This window comes from Brevibacterium sp. CT2-23B (genome assembly GCF_013168765.1).
GTDB lineage: Bacteria > Actinomycetota > Actinomycetes > Actinomycetales > Brevibacteriaceae > Brevibacterium > Brevibacterium sediminis.
Map to the genome: position 1 here is coordinate 1064735 of NZ_JABBYK010000001.1, position 16636 is coordinate 1081370.

At 62.9% G+C, this 16636-nt stretch carries 14 protein-coding genes; 6 read left to right on the top strand and 8 right to left on the bottom strand.

Going from position 1 to position 16636, the window contains the following annotated elements:
• Window positions 1-25 precede the first annotated feature (25 nt).
• Window positions 26-2869 (top strand): HNH endonuclease signature motif containing protein, encoded by a 2844-nt coding sequence (locus HIM68_RS04870; protein WP_253903712.1) that lies wholly within the window; start codon window positions 26-28, stop codon window positions 2867-2869.
• A 162-nt stretch (window positions 2870-3031) separates the two neighbouring features.
• On the opposite strand, the gene HIM68_RS04875 is transcribed toward HIM68_RS04870, so the two are convergent.
• Window positions 3032-4231: an acetyl-CoA C-acyltransferase gene (locus tag HIM68_RS04875; protein ID WP_172170063.1), complete on the bottom strand. Its 1200-nt coding sequence runs from the start codon at window positions 4229-4231 to the stop codon at window positions 3032-3034.
• A 51-nt stretch (window positions 4232-4282) separates the two neighbouring features.
• Entirely contained in the window at window positions 4283-5026 is a 744-nt protein-coding gene (locus HIM68_RS04880; RefSeq protein ID WP_172170067.1) for an SDR family oxidoreductase, read from the bottom strand.
• A gap of 512 nt (window positions 5027-5538) precedes the next feature.
• Between HIM68_RS04880 and HIM68_RS04885 the strand changes: the two genes are divergently transcribed.
• From HIM68_RS04885 to HIM68_RS04905, 5 genes are all read left to right on the top strand, one after another.
• Complete coding sequence (locus HIM68_RS04885) at window positions 5539-6687, top strand: ABC transporter substrate-binding protein (RefSeq protein ID WP_229664121.1); 1149 nt, start codon at window positions 5539-5541, stop codon at window positions 6685-6687.
• Between the two features lie 85 nt (window positions 6688-6772).
• On the top strand, window positions 6773-7639 hold the full coding sequence (locus tag HIM68_RS04890; protein ID WP_139469740.1) for a branched-chain amino acid ABC transporter permease: 867 nt from the start codon (window positions 6773-6775) through the stop codon (window positions 7637-7639).
• Between the two features lie 5 nt (window positions 7640-7644).
• The gene (locus tag HIM68_RS04895) at window positions 7645-8751 is read left to right on the top strand and encodes a branched-chain amino acid ABC transporter permease (protein ID WP_253903713.1); all 1107 of its coding nucleotides are present in this window, start codon (window positions 7645-7647) and stop codon (window positions 8749-8751) included.
• A 2-nt stretch (window positions 8752-8753) separates the two neighbouring features.
• Entirely contained in the window at window positions 8754-9521 is a 768-nt protein-coding gene (locus tag HIM68_RS04900) for an ABC transporter ATP-binding protein (RefSeq protein WP_172170076.1), read from the top strand.
• On the top strand, window positions 9521-10225 hold the full coding sequence (locus HIM68_RS04905; RefSeq protein ID WP_172170079.1) for an ABC transporter ATP-binding protein: 705 nt from the start codon (window positions 9521-9523) through the stop codon (window positions 10223-10225). Before HIM68_RS04900 ends, HIM68_RS04905 begins: the two co-directional genes overlap by 1 nt.
• 148 nt (window positions 10226-10373) lie before the next feature.
• Here HIM68_RS04905 and HIM68_RS04910 read toward each other — a convergent pair whose 3' ends face one another.
• The 6 genes from HIM68_RS04910 to HIM68_RS04935 form a co-directional block, all read right to left on the bottom strand.
• Window positions 10374-11000 carry an L-threonylcarbamoyladenylate synthase gene (locus HIM68_RS04910; RefSeq protein ID WP_101546252.1) on the bottom strand — a complete coding sequence of 209 codons (627 nt, stop codon included), beginning with the start codon at window positions 10998-11000 and terminating at the stop codon, window positions 10374-10376.
• A gap of 147 nt (window positions 11001-11147) precedes the next feature.
• A complete protein-coding gene (locus HIM68_RS04915; RefSeq protein WP_253903714.1) occupies window positions 11148-12458 on the bottom strand; it encodes an AI-2E family transporter in 1311 nt (436 codons plus the stop codon).
• Window positions 12459-13970, bottom strand: coding sequence for a ribosome biogenesis GTPase Der (der, locus tag HIM68_RS04920; RefSeq protein ID WP_172170082.1), 1512 nt, complete (start codon window positions 13968-13970; stop codon window positions 12459-12461).
• Window positions 13967-14626, bottom strand: coding sequence for a (d)CMP kinase (cmk, locus tag HIM68_RS04925; RefSeq protein WP_172170085.1), 660 nt, complete (start codon window positions 14624-14626; stop codon window positions 13967-13969). The genes der and cmk overlap by 4 nt, the downstream gene beginning before the upstream one ends.
• The gene (locus HIM68_RS04930; protein WP_172170088.1) at window positions 14623-15771 is read right to left on the bottom strand and encodes a prephenate dehydrogenase; all 1149 of its coding nucleotides are present in this window, start codon (window positions 15769-15771) and stop codon (window positions 14623-14625) included. Before HIM68_RS04930 ends, cmk begins: the two co-directional genes overlap by 4 nt.
• A complete protein-coding gene (locus HIM68_RS04935; protein ID WP_139908276.1) occupies window positions 15768-16628 on the bottom strand; it encodes a pseudouridine synthase in 861 nt (286 codons plus the stop codon). The genes HIM68_RS04930 and HIM68_RS04935 overlap by 4 nt, the downstream gene beginning before the upstream one ends.
• Window positions 16629-16636 lie beyond the last annotated feature (8 nt).

Sequence of the window (16636 nt, forward strand, 5' to 3'; positions counted from 1 at the left end):
AGAGGCGTGGAGAGGTGAGAGACCGATGAAGAACATCGGAGACAGCGACGGACAGGAATTCGGTCTGCCCACCGCTCCCCCTGCAGGGGCTGACCGTCGAGCTCTGTCCCAGTTCCGCCGCGCTCACGGACGTCGCATGGAGATCGCCGAGGAGAATGAGCTTGTCGACCTGCTGAGCACCTATGCGCAGAGCAGCCTCGCCCAGGTCAATTCCTTTATCGCCACCAGCCACGTCGTGGCACAGGATGTCGCCTACGCTCTGGGGCTCATGGGCACTCGGCTCGATACGGTCTACGAATTCGCATCTTTTACCAGAACCGCTGCCCGGCACCGTCTGCCCGAGGACAAGGGAGTCGATCGGAAGTCCGACGGCGACGACTGCGTCGTCGACGTTGCTGACGACGACGCATTCTCGTCGACCAGAAGCTGGACCCGAAGAGAGACACGTGCATGGACCCAGGCACTGGCCGCTGTCGAGGCCGAAACCGGGAGGAAGATCGACGCAGACAAAGGACGGAAGAAGGACCGCGCTGCCGGTCGCCGCACTCGTCGCGTGAAGAAGCTGGCAAAGCAGCTGCTGACCGACCCCGCTCTGCTGCCTGACTTTCCCGGCTACGACCCGAAACTGACGTTCTTCACGTGGCTGCGCGGCAGCATCGAACCGACTGAGGCCGGGGTCTATTCGAGTCTCCTCGGGGCAACGACGAGTAACTCGCTCAGGCATATGACCTCGTCGATGACGCTGACCCAGGGACTTCCGAAGTTCCTCAAGCGATGCCTCGATGGGGACTTCACGATCGAGCACGTCGATTGTGTCACTCGCGCATGCCGTGACCTGCACTTCGAGCACCTGCCGAAGTTCGACGATTATCTGGCGCACAGGCGCGCCGACATCACGATCGAGACGTTCAAGCGCTCGGTCGCCTTGAAAATCGCGGTAATCCAACCGGCCGAGGACACTCTGAAGAGTGTTTCACTGCGTCGTCGGGTCGATTTCAGCAGCGGCGACGATGGGACTGCGTACCTCACCCTGACCGGGCCCGCACCGGAGCTTCGAGCGTGCTTCAGAAGGCTCGACGCCTTTGCCCGGGCAGTGCATAAGAGCAATACGAGTGCGTTCTCAGGTCAGTTGAAGGCTGGAGACTGCCTTGATGAGGAGCGTACGATCTCGGCTCTCATGTTTGACATCCTCACGCGCACGCGTCCGCAGCTGAAGCTGCGCATCATCAGCACGAACGACACCGACAGCTCGTTGACAAGCACCGATTTCCCTCTCGACGGCCTCTTCGCCGGACCCGACGGCACACCGATGCACGAGGGTGAGTCCCTGCTCGACTACATCGAGCGGGTATTCGACGACATGGACAAGACCGGCTGCCAATCACAGGCTCAACCTGTGCCAACCGATTCGGAAACCTCCGCTCAAGATGGCTCCACCACCGATGCACCCACCACACCGGCCGACCGCGTCTTCGAATCCCAGATGCTCGAGGCCATCCTCAGCAGCAACAGCGCCACGGACCGCGACAAGGTCGACGCGCTCTCAACTTTCATCGGATCGCGTGCCAGCGGAGCTCGCCCCGCAGCTGAGGGCACCGGAGCAGAGACAGCGGGAGTAATCGATGCTTTCGGCAATCCCATCCTCGACGCCGGCGAGCGCCGCATCAGTTTCGAGTTCCTGCTTGATATGCCGACCAGTGAGTATTGGCTGGCAAATCAGGCCAGCACCTTCATCACCGTTCCTCTACTGACTCTGCTCACCCAATTCCAGTCGGAAGACGGCAACGTTCCGCCACCTACCGCCGATCCCCCGGGTGCGCCGCCGCCGACAAACGATCCGCCGGGTCCACCGCCACTGAGCACCGATCCCCCTGATGCGCCACCGCCGCCCATAGTTTCCCCGGACCTGCCGCCCATGGCCGAACCACCGACCGCACCGACCACACCGACCGACTCAAACACACCGACTACAGGACCTGACGGACCGCTGACCTCAAATGAGGTGTGCGACCTGGCTGGCATGCTTCCAAACGGGTCGCCGATTCCCGCCGACATGGCGCGGCGGGTCGCAGGAAACTCCACCACCTGGACTCGGCTGCTGACCGACCCTGCGACCGGAACACCGGTCGATGCGAAGGCAACGTCCTACGCCATTCCCAACAGCGTACGCAAAACTCTCGTCGCACAGTTCGTTACGTGCACCTTCCCCGGGTGCACTCAGCCCGCCGAAGTGTCAGAAGTGGACCACATCGACCCGTTCAATCACTCCGACCCGACCCGAGGTGGCCTCACCCGCTTCGGAAATCTCCATTGCCTGTGCAAGGCGCACCACTTGCAGAAGACCAACGGCAGTTTCGACGTGCGGATGACCGAGCCCGGCCACCTGGAGTACGTCTTCCGCAAGGGCGTCACCGTGGAGGTCGTCTCACCGGACAACCCGATCAGTGTTGAGCATGCGCGGCTGTTCCTCGAACGGTTCGGCAGGGGCCTCTCCCGCATGGGACGAGCAGCAGCACCGGAGGAGTCGAGCACAGAAGGTCCTCTGACCCGCGAGAGCGCTCCAACAGCCGAGTACGAGTCCGGCAGCGATCTTGAGTCTGGCGCCGAGACGTCGTCTGCACACAGCGGCGATGCAGACACCGCTGATCCCGCGCCCGGCGATCGGAAGAGAGCACAGGAATGCCCTGAACCGGCCGCGACCGACGGATCCCCTGGCTGGAGGGAGCTCACCGACGAGGACCTCTTCGCTTTCACACCCACGCCTGTTCCGAACAGTTCCGGCACCACATCTGGCACCGCGCATACAGACGAGGACAACGCCGAACTGCGCAGCTGGTTCTGGGACAACGGCGAACCTCCACCGTTCTGAGACGACTCCGACAACCCCGCAATGCCCTGAGGCAGGTCCTCTCAACCCGAGAGTCGTCGCTCTCCACATCAACGGAGCACGCAGAAAGGGCCGGCGGTTCTCGGTCAGAATGACCAGAGAATCGTCGGCCCTCCGTTTCTGCTGAGCTGCCGGCGGAATGCCTCAGCAGACTTCGAACAGTCCGGCTGCGCCTTGGCCGCCGCCGATGCACATCGTGACGACGACGTACTTCACTCCGCGGCGACGTCCCTCGATGAGAGCGTGACCGACGAGACGGGCACCGGTCATTCCATAGGGATGTCCGACGGAGATGCCGCCGCCGTCGACGTTGTACTTCTCCGGGTCGATGCCGAGGCGGTCACGGCAGTACAGCGCCTGTACGGCGAAGGCCTCGTTGAGTTCCCAGAGTCCGATGTCATCGATCGACAAGCCATGGGTCTTCAGCAGCTTCGGAATAGCGAACACCGGTCCGATGCCCATTTCGTCCGGCTCACAGCCGGCCACGGCCATACCGCGGTAGACGCCCAGCGGTTCGAGTCCGCGCCGACTGGCTTCGTCGCTCGACATGACCACCGAAGCAGAGGCTCCGTCGGAGAGCTGCGAGGCGTTGCCGGCGGTGATGCTCGGAACCTTCGACGCCACACCGGGATCGAGCACCGGATTGAGTCCGGCGAGGCTTTCGATCGTCGTCGACGGCCGGTTGCCCTCGTCGGCTTCGAGAAGCACATCCTGACGCGAGGTCTCCTTCGTCTCCTTGTCGACGACGACCTTCGTCGTCGGCAGAGGCACGATCTCGTCATCGAACCGTCCGGCCTCCTGAGCAGCGGCGGTACGCTGCTGCGAAGATAAGGAGTACTCGTCCTGAGCCTCACGGCTGACACCGTAGCGTTCGGCAACCACCTCGGCCGTCGCCAGCATCGGGTAGTAGATGCCCGGGATGCGCTCCACGAGCCACGGATCCTTGGCCCGGAACGTGTTCATCTTGTCATTCTGGACCAGCGACACCGACTCCACGCCACCGCCGACGGCGATCTCCTGGCCGTCGAAGAGGACCTGCTTCGCCGCGGTCGTAATGCCCATCAGCCCGGAAGCGCACTGCCGGTCGATCGACATGCCCGGAACCGTCACAGGAAGCCCGGCTCGCAGTGCCGCCTGCCGAGCGACATTCGTCCCTTGGCTGCCCTGCTGCAGAGCGGCACCGAAGACGACGTCCTCGACCTCACCGCCTTCCAGACCGGCGCGCTCCACAGCATGCTTGATCGCATGACCGGCCAGCTCCTGAGCCTGGGTGTCGTTGAAGGCACCACGGTAGGCCTTGCCGATCGGCGTGCGAGCCGTCGACACAATCACTGCTTCTCTCATGGGTCTCACCTTTCGAAGATGTTCGTGAACTCGTCGTGAGGACGGTGGCGATCAGTCCTTCGGACCGCCGGCGACGTAGATGACCTGACCGGAGACGAATCCGGCGGCCTCGGAGGCGAGGAACGACGCGGTGTGGGCGATGTCCTCGGGCTTGCCCGATCGCGCCACGGGAATCTGCTGGACGGAGGCTTTGACGAACTCCTCGAAGCCCATACCCACGCGCTCGGCGGTGGCCTTGGTCATATCGGTTTCGATGAAGCCGGGAGCGATGGCATTCGCGGTGATGCCGAACTTGCCGAGCTCGATCGCCCAGGTCTTCGTGATGCCCTGGATACCGGCCTTGGCGGCGGAGTAGTTCGTCTGTCCGCGGTTGCCCTGAGCCGAGGTCGACGACATCGAGATGATGCGGCCGAACTTCTCTTCGACCATGTACGACTGCACGGCCCGCGCCATGAGGAACGCTCCTCCGAGGTGGACGGAGAGAACCTTGTTGAACTCCTCGTGAGTCATTTTGAACAAGAGGTTGTCACGCAGGATCCCTGCGTTGTTGACCAGAACGGTCGGCGCACCGAGGGTCTCGGCGACCTGCTTGACCGCAGCGTTGACCGAGTCTTCGTCAGAGACATCGGCTTCGAGGCCGAGCGCTTCGCCGCCGGCTTCCTTGATGGCGGCAACGGTCTCATCGGTGGGGCCCATATCAAGAACGGCGACCTTGAGTCCGTCGGCTCCGAGTCGCTTGGCGATGGCGGCTCCGATGCCGCGGCCTCCACCTGTGACGATTGCTGTACGAGTCATGAACAAGCTCCTAAAGATGATGTTGCGTCATTGCCGTGGGGAACCGAGTGTTCGACTGCGGTTCGCGTCTGCACCGGAACCGATGTGACACAGCTCTCCCATGCAGCTAAGGCCACTGTAGACCAATTCCGTCACTGAACGATTGTTTGCTCACCTTTCAGACATATAGCTGGGTCCAGCGACTCAAAACCTCGACGCCGTTCTGCGAAGCTCCGCTCGCAAGCACCCCGACCTCGCCTTTTGTTCTCCCTGCCCGGCTCGCCCGGCAGATTATCGAACGTTCAAAAATCTAGCTCAAAACCATTGACTTCACCAGAGTGATTTGGAAGTGTTCACATCAGTCGAAGTCCATTACGGATTGCCGACGACTCCGAGCACCGTCACTGACGACGGCTCGGGCAACGTGTGGAGCGAGCCCGCTCCAGGAGCTTTTCAAAGGAGAAAAGATGAACTCTGTCTCGCGAAGTCGCCGCCGCAGACTCTCGGCAGCCGCAGTTTTGGGAGCAATCGCATTGACTGCCACAGCCTGCGGAGGAGGTGGTGGCTCGGGTGAGGGTGACACGGTTGTCATCGGCTACACCGGACCGCTCAGCGGAGGAGGCGCCGCGTACGGCGAGAACGTGAAGATCGGTCTCGAAATGGCCATCGACGACCTCAACGCAGACGGTGTAGAGGTCGACGGCAATCCCGTGACACTGGAGCTGAAGTCCCTCGACGACAAATACGCACCATCCACCGCGGCAAGCAATGCTCAACGATTGGCCGATCAGGACAAGGCCCCGGTGGTCGTCTCCCCGAACGCCGGAGCGATCAAGGCGATTCAGCAGATCAACAGCGGCAGGTCGAACTTCCTCATCTCCGCCTACACCTCTGACCCGGCGATCGTGCAGGCCGACAACCCTCTGACGATGATGATTCCTCCGAACTTCGAGTCCTATGCCGAGGAATTCTCCGAAACTGCCATGGAGCACGGAGGCAAGAAGCTCGCTCTGCTAGGTACTCAGAGTGAGTACGGACAACAGTGGACCAAGTCGATCAAGGATGCCTGGAGTGAAGCCGGCGGGAAGATCGGCGGCGACAACAGCGTCGACTACGCCACCGTGTCCGACTTTGCGGGCCCCGTCTCGAAAGCCCTGTCAGAGAAGCCCGACGCCATCTTCGTCGGCGGACCTTCCCAACCGACAGCGCTGATCATGGAAGAAGCTCGAAAGCAGGGCTTCAAGGGCAGCTTCCTCGTCATGGACCAGGCGAAACTGGATGAAATGGCCACGGTGACGAAGCTCGACAATCTCAAGAATTCGGTCGGTGTCCTGCCAGTCTCCGAATATGAGGATCCCGGTACCGAGGACTTCCTGAAGAAATTTGCTGAGAAGGCCGGAGAGAAGAAGGTCCCGACCAGTGAAACGGCACTGAACTACCAGGGAATTGCGATCATCGCGAAGGCGATGGAAGCTGCGGGGACGACCGACGACCCCGAGAAGATTCGCGAAGCCATCAGCGAGGCACTGCCTGAGGTCGATGACAAGTACAAGGTCAATGGCTTCCCCGACGAGATCACAGAACAGGGCCACCTCCTCAATCCCAACCTGGAAGCAACCTTCCTCAATGAGGACGGCAAATACACCAAGGTGCCGATCGAACAGGTATCCGACGACAAGTAATCTCCGTCAACGGCCGTTCTTAAGGTGAGGCGCATCGGTGCGCCTCACCCGGGCCGCACTCATGCCTGCAGAGGACCCGACAATCATGACCCTCTTCATCCAACAACTCTTTAATGGCCTCGCGCTGGGCGGTGTCTACTGTCTCGCTGCGATCGGGCTGACATTGGTATTCGGAGTGCTGCGCATTCCCAACCTGGCTCACGGTGCGCTGTATATGCTCGGCGCCTACATCACCTACTTCTTCCTGACAACCGTCGGCGTTCCCTATATCGCCGCAATCGGCATCGCTGCGATCATGCTCTTCATTGTCGGAGTCGGTCTCGAGCGCCTCGTCTTCCACCCCTTGCGCAACTCCCCGCATACTCACCACATGATCGCGGCCGTCGGTGCGATGTTCTTCTTCCAAGCACTGGCTCAAGCGATCTGGGGCGCTGACTTCCGACGCATGGACACACCGATCACCGGCGAACTCCGCATTCTCGGCGCCGAGATCTCTGCGCAGCGAATCGTCATCATCGTCACCGCTGTGATCGTCTTGGCCCTGTTGGCGCTGTTCATCAAGCGGTCCATCCATGGCCAGACGATCGAAGCGATCGAACAGGACCGCGTCGGTGCATCGCTGGTCGGCATCAACCCGTCGATGGTTTCAATGCTGACACTGGGGCTGTCCGCCCTCCTGGCCACGATCGCGGCGGGCCTCGTCGCACCGATCAATCTCCTGTCTCCGACGATGGGCGACGCACTCAATCTCAAGGTGTTCGCCATTATCATCCTCGGTGGTCTGGGGTCGCTTCCCGGCGCCATCGTCGGCGGTTTCGCACTCGCTATCGCAGAGACGATGACGGCGACCTACATCTCCTCAGCCGTCGGTGAGGCCGTGGCATTCATCGTTCTCGTCGCCGTGCTGGCCATCAAGCCGAACGGACTGTTCACGAAGGCGGTGCAGCGATGAACCCAATGAAGAATCCTCGAATCATCGGCACCATCGCCGTCATCATTCTGCTCGGTCTGACGCCCCTGGCGTTTGCACAGGAGAACTACGCGATGCGAGTGATCACCGTGGGCATGTGTGCGGCGATCGCTGTCTACGGCCTCAACATCATCCTCGGCTTCACGGGACAGCTGAACCTGGCTCAAGGCGGGTTCTTCGGAATCGGCGCCTATGGAGTCGGGCTGCTCACCACCGATTACGACTGGAGCTTCTGGGCAGCCTTCGTCGTGTCAGTCATCGGGACTGCGGTCATCGGCTACCTCTGCGGGCTGATCGCCCTGCGGACCAAGGATGAGTACTTCGCCATCTTCACAATGGCCATCGGCTTCATCATCTTCCTCGTCATCAGCCGCTGGGAGCCCGTGACTCATGCCCATTCCGGGGTCAACAATGTGAAATTCCCCGAAGGCGGAGGGCTCATCGACTTCGAATCTCCGGTCGCGATGTTCTACCTGGTGTTCGCAATCCTGCTCATCTGTGTCTACACGACCTATGCGATCAGGCGTTCAAGCGTAGGCCGCACACTGCTGACCATCAGGACGAGCGAAGACCTGGCGGATGCGATCGGAGTGCGCGTCGGCTTCAGCAAACAGCTCGCCTTCGCCGCCTCGGCTGTCTTCGGCGGAGTCGGCGGCGGCCTCTACGCAACAGTGGTCGGTTTCATCGGACCCGACGCGGCATCGATCGACAAGACCTTCGAATTCCTCATGTTCATTCTCGTCGGAGGCATGGGCACTGTCGCGGGTCCTCTGCTCGGAAGCATGATCGTGACATTCCTGTTTGAACTCTTCCAGGACTTCCAGGCCTATCGATTCATCGTGCTGGGTCCCATCATCGTCGCCCTCGTGATCTTCGCGCCGCGGGGAATCGTCGGATACCTCGGCGGTTTCGTCGACAGACACAATCGACGGCGCAGGGCGGAGGAAGCCCGTGGTGCCGACGACGATCTCGATTCGACAGGTGCTTCGACCTCCGGCGGAACAGGCGACCACCGCGCACGCAACGTCGCCGACGGGATCGAATCGGGTGCCGGCCGGACCGGAGGCACCCCCTCTTCCGAGGAGACGAAATGACAATGCTTGAAATACGAGACCTCGGTAAGCGCTTCGGCGGGCTCGATGCGGTCAAGGACGTCAATCTGGACGTCGAGGCAGGTCAGATCACTGCAGTCATCGGTCCCAATGGAGCAGGCAAGTCAACGCTGTTTAACCTTGTCCATGGATTCTATCGGCCCACAGCCGGGACCATCAGCTTCAAGGGTGAGGACATCACTCATTCGTCACCACACCGGACTGTGGCCGGCGGCATTGCCCGCACATTCCAGACAACGAATCTGTTCGATGACAGCACTCTGTTGGAAAACGTCTTGGCCGGTCGAATCGTCCGTTCGAAGTCCAACGTCTTCGACGCGGTCTTCCACACGCCTCGCCATCGTCGTGAATCACGCATCAACGAGGACAAGGCGATGGAAGCTCTTGAGTTCTGCGGGGTCGCAGAATATCGGCACGATCTGGCGTCCAATGTTCCGCAGGAAGTGCAGAAGCGCACCGCAGTGGCCATGGCGCTGGCCACGGAGCCAGAGCTGCTGCTGCTCGACGAACCCGCCGGCGGCATCCCCGAAGAGGAGACTGTCGATTTCGGCAACCTCATTCGGTCGTTGCCACAGCGAGGCGTTTCCGTCCTCCTCGTCGAACACAAGATGACGATGATCATGGACCTCGCCGACACGATCCTCGTCCTCGACCACGGGCAGAAGCTGGCGCTCGGCGCACCGGCGGAGATCCAATCGAATCCGGATGTCATCCGTGCCTATCTCGGTTCGACAGCACAGGAGGAGAACTGATGCTCACGCTCGACAATGTCAGCACCGGGTACGACGCCACGAACGTTCTCCACGGGGTGAGTATCACGGCGAACCCAGGAGAGCTCACCGTGGTCCTCGGAGCGAACGGGTCAGGCAAGACGACACTCTTCAGAACCATCAGCGGACTGATGCGTGTCCGTGCCGGGTCGATCACCTATGAGGGTCGTCAGTTGCAACGAGCTCGCCCGAATGCCATCGTCAAAGCCGGTATCGCGCACTGCCCGGAAGGTCGCCATCTGTTCGGCAAGATGTCGGTGGAGAAGAACCTGCGTCTGGGGTCCTATCCTCACCGGAACAGATCGCGAACAGAAGAGGTCTACGCTGAGGTCCTCGATATGTTTCCGGTCCTCAAAGAGAAGGCGAAGCAACCAGCAGGCTCCCTGTCCGGCGGACAGCAGCAGATGGTCGCAATCGGACGAGCATTGATGTCCGACCCGAGCCTGCTGATCCTGGATGAGCCGTCGATGGGCCTGGCTCCCATCGTCGTCGAGCAGGTGCTCGAGTCAGTCGCCCAGATCAATCGAAACGGCATCGGCGTCCTGCTCAGCGAGCAGAACGCGAAGGCATCGCTGGCGATCGCCCACAGAGGATACGTCCTTGCTGAGGGGCGGATCGTCCTCGCTGATGATGCCTCCCGGCTGCTCGACAACCCTGAGGTGCAGGCGGCCTACCTCGGCCTCTGACGAGCGGACGCCTCCCATTCGTGCAGGAAGACTGCGCAGTACAAAGATCTCGCCGAGGCGGCCCGGCCACCTCGGCGAGATTTCGCTGAGTTGATCGTTCCGAACGTCCAGAACGGTCAGTCAATTCGGTTGGGCGTGCCCGGCCGTCTCACTCATCCTGGAACCGGGAGACGTCCCCGGCTCCGACGCGAGCCACCTCGGGGTACCGTCCGGTGAAGTCGATGACCGAGGTCGGCACGACTCCGGGGACACCGGACTCGATGACGATATCGAGGTCATTGCCGAGCTGGTCCATGACATCCTCGGCGTGAGTCAGCGGATCCTCATCGCCGGGCAGCAGCAGCGTCGAGGACAGGATCGGCTCCCCCATCGCCTCGACGAGGGCGAGGGCCGTGACGTTCTGCGGAATCCGGGCGCCGACCGAATGCTTCTTCGGGTGCATCATCCGGCGCGGGACTTCCTTCGTCGCCTTCATGATGAACGTGTACGGCCCCGGCGTCATCGATTTGATGGCTCGGAAATCGGAATTGTCGACGATGACGAACTGACCCAGCTGAGCGAAGTCATGGCACATCAGCGTGAAATGGTGCTTCGAACCGAGATGCCGGATGCGGGTGATCCGTTCGATGCCTTCTTTGTTGTCCAAGGCACAGCCGAGGGCATAACAGGAATCAGTCGGATAGGCGATCAGGCCACCGTTCCTGAGTGACTCAGCGGCCTTCTCGATCAGTCGGTCCTGCGGGTTCTCCGGATGGATATTCAGTAGTGTCGCCATACTTCATGCTAACCACTCTGCCGCCACAGTGCGAGGGGTTGACGGACAAGTGCCCGGCAATGCGAAAACGGTGGGCTCTTCGAGCCGAAACCTTTCGGCGGCGTCGGGTCGGTCCGTCAGATTCCCAGACCGAGCAAGAGGTATTGATCAGTCCGACGTCACTGGCTTCTTCAGGCCCTTGACCAGTTCGGCTCGGGCGGTGCGCGGATCGGAGGCGAGAAGGATATTCACCCACCTGGCTCTGGGATCCGCGTCGACCAGCAGAGCCTTGATGAGCAGTGTCGCCGGCAGTGCGAGCAGGGCGCCGAGCCAGCCGAGGATCCACACCCAGAACAGCAGTGACAGGAACGAGATCAGCGGGGTCACGCCCACCGACTCACCCGTGAACTTCGGCTGGATGATCGCCTGGATGACGAAGTTGAGCACGCTGTAGGCGATGACCACCCACAGGGCCGACTGCCAGCCGCTGTCGACCAGCGCCAGCAGAGCCGGTGGGACGAGACCGATGACGAAGCCGATGTTCGGGATGTAGTTCGTCAGGAATGCGAGGACTCCCCACACCCAGATGAGCGGGACGTCGATGATCGCCAAGGCGATGACGTCGAGGAATGCGACGATGAGGCCGAAGACCGTGGCCACCACCCAGTAGCGGCGGACGCCACTGGCGAAGTCGCCGATCGACGCCGACAGCGAGGGCTTCACATCGAGCAGCATCGCCATCCGCTTGTCGATGCCCATCGAGTCCATCGCCACGAAGAACACCGCCATGATCACCGTGGTCAGCAGGCCCGCAACCGACGACAGGTTCGTCAGCAGCGGATAGACGGCGTCGAGCACGGAGCGGACGTCGAAAGCCGAGAGCTGCTGCTGGATCACCGAGGATGTCACCCCGATGTCCGACAGCAGCGCCAGAGTGCTCTGGTAGGTGGCCACGAGTTCATTGCTGTAGCTGGGGATGAGGATGACGAGCTCGGCGACGGACCATGCCGTGAGGCCGAAGAAAGCGAAGATCATGCACAGCACGAGCACGACCGAGATGCACGCCCCGATCGCCCGCGGCACCTTGATCCGAGTGAGCAGCCTCTGCACCGGGTAGACGACGATATAGAAGTTGAGCGCAAGGAACACCGGAGCCACGATGTCCTGGAGTCCGCGGAAGAACATCAGCGCGTACGCCAGGCCCGCCAGCGTCACCGCGATCATCAGCGCCCGTGCCGGCGGCCGCGCATGCCAGGGCCGTGCCTCGCCCGCTGCGTCGGAGGCGGCGTATCCGACCTTCCCCGACGCAGAGTCAGCGTGTAAAGACTCCGAGTCCGCCACAGGGCCCGTGTGCCCGGACGTCGAACCGGCTAACGGTGTTGAGGACGGCGCAGGCTCGGCCGGGCGCGCGGCATCGCCGGCTGATCCGACCGCACCGTCAGCGGCGCCCGACGCCTGCGCCTGCTCGTCCTCGTTCATTCAGCGTCCCCGACGCTTCTCGCGGATGCGCATCGACACCTCGATGGGAGTGCCCTTGAAGCCGAAGGTCTCGCGCAGGCGACGGATGATGAACCGGCGGTAACCGGGATCGAGGAAGCCGGTGGTGAAGAGCACGAACTTCGGCGGACGCGACTGCGCCTGAGTGCCGAAGAGGATGCGCGGCTGCTTTCCGCCGCGCACCGGGTGCGGGTTGGCCGCGACCAGCTCACCGAGGAACGCATTGAGTCGTCCCGTCGGAATACGGGTGTCCCAGCCTTCAAGAGCGGTCTCCATCGCCGGTACGAGCTTCTCCGCATGACGGCCGGTCTTCGCCGAGATGTTCACGCGCGGTGCCCATGCCACATGGCCGAGATCCCGTTCGATCTCCCGCTCCAGATAGAAGCGACGTTCGTCATCGAGCAGATCCCACTTGTTGAACGCCAGCACCACGGCACGTCCCGCCTCGACGGCGGTCGTGACGATGCGGACGTCCTGCTCGCTCAGAGGATCCTGGACCTCCATGAGGACGAGAGCCACCTCGGCGCGTTCGAGCGCGGTCTGCGTGCGCAGCGCTGCATAGAAGTCGGCACCACTGGCCTGATGAGCGCGACGGCGGATACCGGCAGTGTCGACGAAGCGCCACTGCTTACCGCCGAGCTCGATGAGCTCGTCAACCGGGTCACGAGTGGTGCCCGCGACATTGTCGACGAGCACCCGGTCGGAACCGATGAGCTGGTTGAGCAGGGACGACTTGCCGACGTTCGGACGGCCGACGAGGGCCACACGACGCGGTCCGCCCTCTTCGACGCGGGTGTCGACGGCCGAGACCTCAGGCAGGATCGTGAGCACCTCGTCGAGCAGGTCGGCGACTCCCCGACCGTGCAGAGCCGAGACGGTCCACGGCTGGCCGAGGCCCAAGCCCCAGAGTTCGGCGGCCATGAGCTCGCCGCGCTCGTCGTCGACCTTGTTCGCGGCGAGGAGGACCGGCTTCTTCTTCCGGCGCAGCATCTTCACGACCATCTCATCGGTCGAGGTCGGGCCGGTCGTGGCATCGACGACGAGGAGCACGGCATCGGCCATGTCCACGGCGACCTCGGACTGGATCGCGATGCGCGAGGCCATGCCCTTGGAGTCCTGATCCCAACCGCCGGTGTCGACGAGGGTGAATTCCTTCGTGTTCCATTCCGCCCGGTAGCTCACGCGGTCACGGGTGACGCCCGGAACGTCCTCGACGACGGCTTCGCGGCGGCCGAGGATGCGGTTGACCAGCGTCGACTTGCCGACGTTGGGGCGACCGACGACGGCCAGCACTGGTGCGGCACCGAGGGCCTCGTCGTCGTCTTCATCGAAGCCGTAGGCGCGCAGCAGCGCACGGTCTTCGTCTTCGAGCTCATAGCTTTCGAGTCCGGCCTCCAGCGCGGTCGCCCGCTGCTCGGCCTCCTCGTCGCTGATGCTCTCGACACGATCGACGAGGTCTTCGTCGGGTGTCTCGTGGAATTCGGATTCGCTCATTGTGAGTCCTTCACCAGCTGCAGCACCGTCTCGACCACCTGGTCGAAGTCGATGTCACTGGTATCGAGTGTGAACACTCCGTCGGCGGCCTCTAAGAAGCTCGTCGTGGCGGAGTCCTTGGCGTCACGGCCCGTGACGAGGTCTTGAGTGGCGGCGATCGCCTCGGCGTCGGCATTGCCGTGCACTTCCTTGGCCCGGCGGGCCACGCGGACCTCATCGCGGGCGGTCATGAGGATGCGCACATCAGCATCGGGGGCCACCACTGTGGTGATGTCCCGGCCCTCGACGACGATGCCCTCGGGTGCGGCGGCGATATAGGCCCGCTGCATCTCGATGAGCTCCTCGCGGGCGTCGATGACACCGGAGACCGTCTGCACGTTCGCCGAGACGTCCTCACCGCGGATGTCCTCGGTGACGTCGATGTCGTCGACGGAGACGAAGAATTCGTCGGGGCTGAGCGAGATCTCCAGATCCGCTCCGCGCACCTGCTCGAGCACGTCGACGGGGTCGGTGACCCCGCGGTTGAGGCACAGCCACGCCATCGCCCGGTACATCGCACCGGTGTCCAGGTACTGGTACCCCAGCCGACGCGCCACCTCCTTGGCGGTGCTCGACTTGCCCACTCCGGACGGTCCGTCAATGGCTACGACGCTCATGCAGTTCCTTCTTTCTCGATGGCGGATTCGGGGATCTGCCATCCCTTCGACAGCAATCCGATCTCCAGCTCCTGCTGGATGGCCGGGACCACGGACACGTCGACCATGCCCAGTTTCCGACCGGAGGCGTGATCCATCCGGAAGTCCTCGACATTGACGCCGAGGTCGCCGATGTCCTTGAACAGCCGGGCCAGCATTCCGGGCGTATCCGGAACCAGGATCGTGACAACAGCATAGGTGGTCGGCGGCTGCCCGTGCTTGCCGGGAATTCGGTCGTGGCCCTCGTTGCCCAATGCGATCGCCTTGGCGAGCAGTCCCGTCGACCCGGGTCCGAGTTCGAGTGCGCCGATGACCTCGTCGAGCTCGGTGCGCAGATCGATGAGCACGGAACGGACCTCTTCGGCGTTTCCGGTCAGGATCTGCGTCCACAGACCCGGGTCCGAGGCGGCGATGCGCGTGACGTCGCGCAGTCCCTGCCCGGCCAGTGAGATCTCCTCCAGAGGCGCATGCCGCAGCTGAGAGGCGACGAGGGAGGACACGATCTGCGGCACATGCGAGACCTTCGCGACCGCGGCATCGTGGATGCGCGGATCCAGGTGGAGCACCGAGGCACCCGTATCTTCGGCCATGGCGATGACTTCGCCGAGGCGGTCGGCCGGGGTCTGCTCATCCGAGCAGATCACCCAGGGCCGGGCCGTGAACAGGTCCGACTGGGCGGCGATCGCCCCGGACTTCTCGCGTCCGGCCATCGGATGGCAACCGATATAGCGATCGAGCTGAGGTTCCGTGACCAATTCGCGCACCGCTTCGAGGAGGCGGGTCTTCACGCTGGCGACGTCGGTGACCGTAGCGTTCGGGTAGTCCTCGAGCGCCGAGGCGATCACCCGTGCGGCAACGTCGGGCGGGGTGGCCACGACGACGATGTCCGGGTGCGCGGCAGAAGATGCCGCGTCGGCGGCGACGGTCGGGTCGGCCGCCTCGGCGAGGTCTTCGGTCGGATTGACGACCTGACCAGCGCCGAGATCCGCGGCGAGCTGCTGCGCGGTCGGTGAGGTGTCTTCGAGGGTCACCTGATGGCCCTTCGCGCTCAGCGCCAACCCCAGGCTGGCACCGAGCAGGCCGGTGCCGATGATGTGGACTCTCACAGACCGACGGCCTCGAACAGTGCGCCTACCTCATCGGAGCGCAGCGGGCGGATCTTGCCCTGCTTCTGCTCGTCGAGGACGATCGGTCCGAACTTCAGCCGCACGAGCCGCTCCACCGGGTGGCCGATCTCGGCGAGGAGGCGGCGCACGATGCGGTTGCGCCCGGAATGGAGGGTGAGTTCGACGACGGACTTGCCCGGAGTCGAATCGACGAGCTTGAAGTCGTCGACCTTGACGAACCCGTCTTCGAGGTCGATTCCGGCCTTGAGGATGGCACCGGCATCCTTCGCCAGCTGCCCCTTGACCTTCGCGAGGTAGGTCTTCGGGATCTCGTAGCGCGGGTGGGCCAGGCGGTTGCTCAGCTCCCCGTCGTTGGTGAGCAGGATGATGCCCTCGGTCTCGGTGTCGAGACGGCCGACATGGAAGAGGCGCTCATTGTTGTTGCGCACATAGTCGGCCAGGCAGGGTCGGCCCTCGGGGTCGCTCATGGTCGACACGACTCCCGCAGGTTTGTTGAGCACGAGGTAGACCTTCTTGGTCTGTGTCGAAATTCTCACTGTGTCCACGTACACGGACTGTGTTTCGGGGTCGATCCGGGTGCCCAGTTCGGTGACGATGGACCCGTCGACCTCGACGCGGCCATCGGCGATGAGCTGCTCACAGGCACGGCGTGATCCCAGTCCCGCCTCGGCGAGCACCTTCTGCAGCCGCACACCCCCGCTGACGTGGGCGTCTGATGTCTGACCGGCTCCCGAACCACCCTTGTTGGAGGCCTGATTCGCCGTCGCTGCGCGCTGTTTTCGGCTGGGTCGGTTCTGGCGCCCGCCGGGGGCGCGGTGATCACGGTAGGGACTCATACATCCAT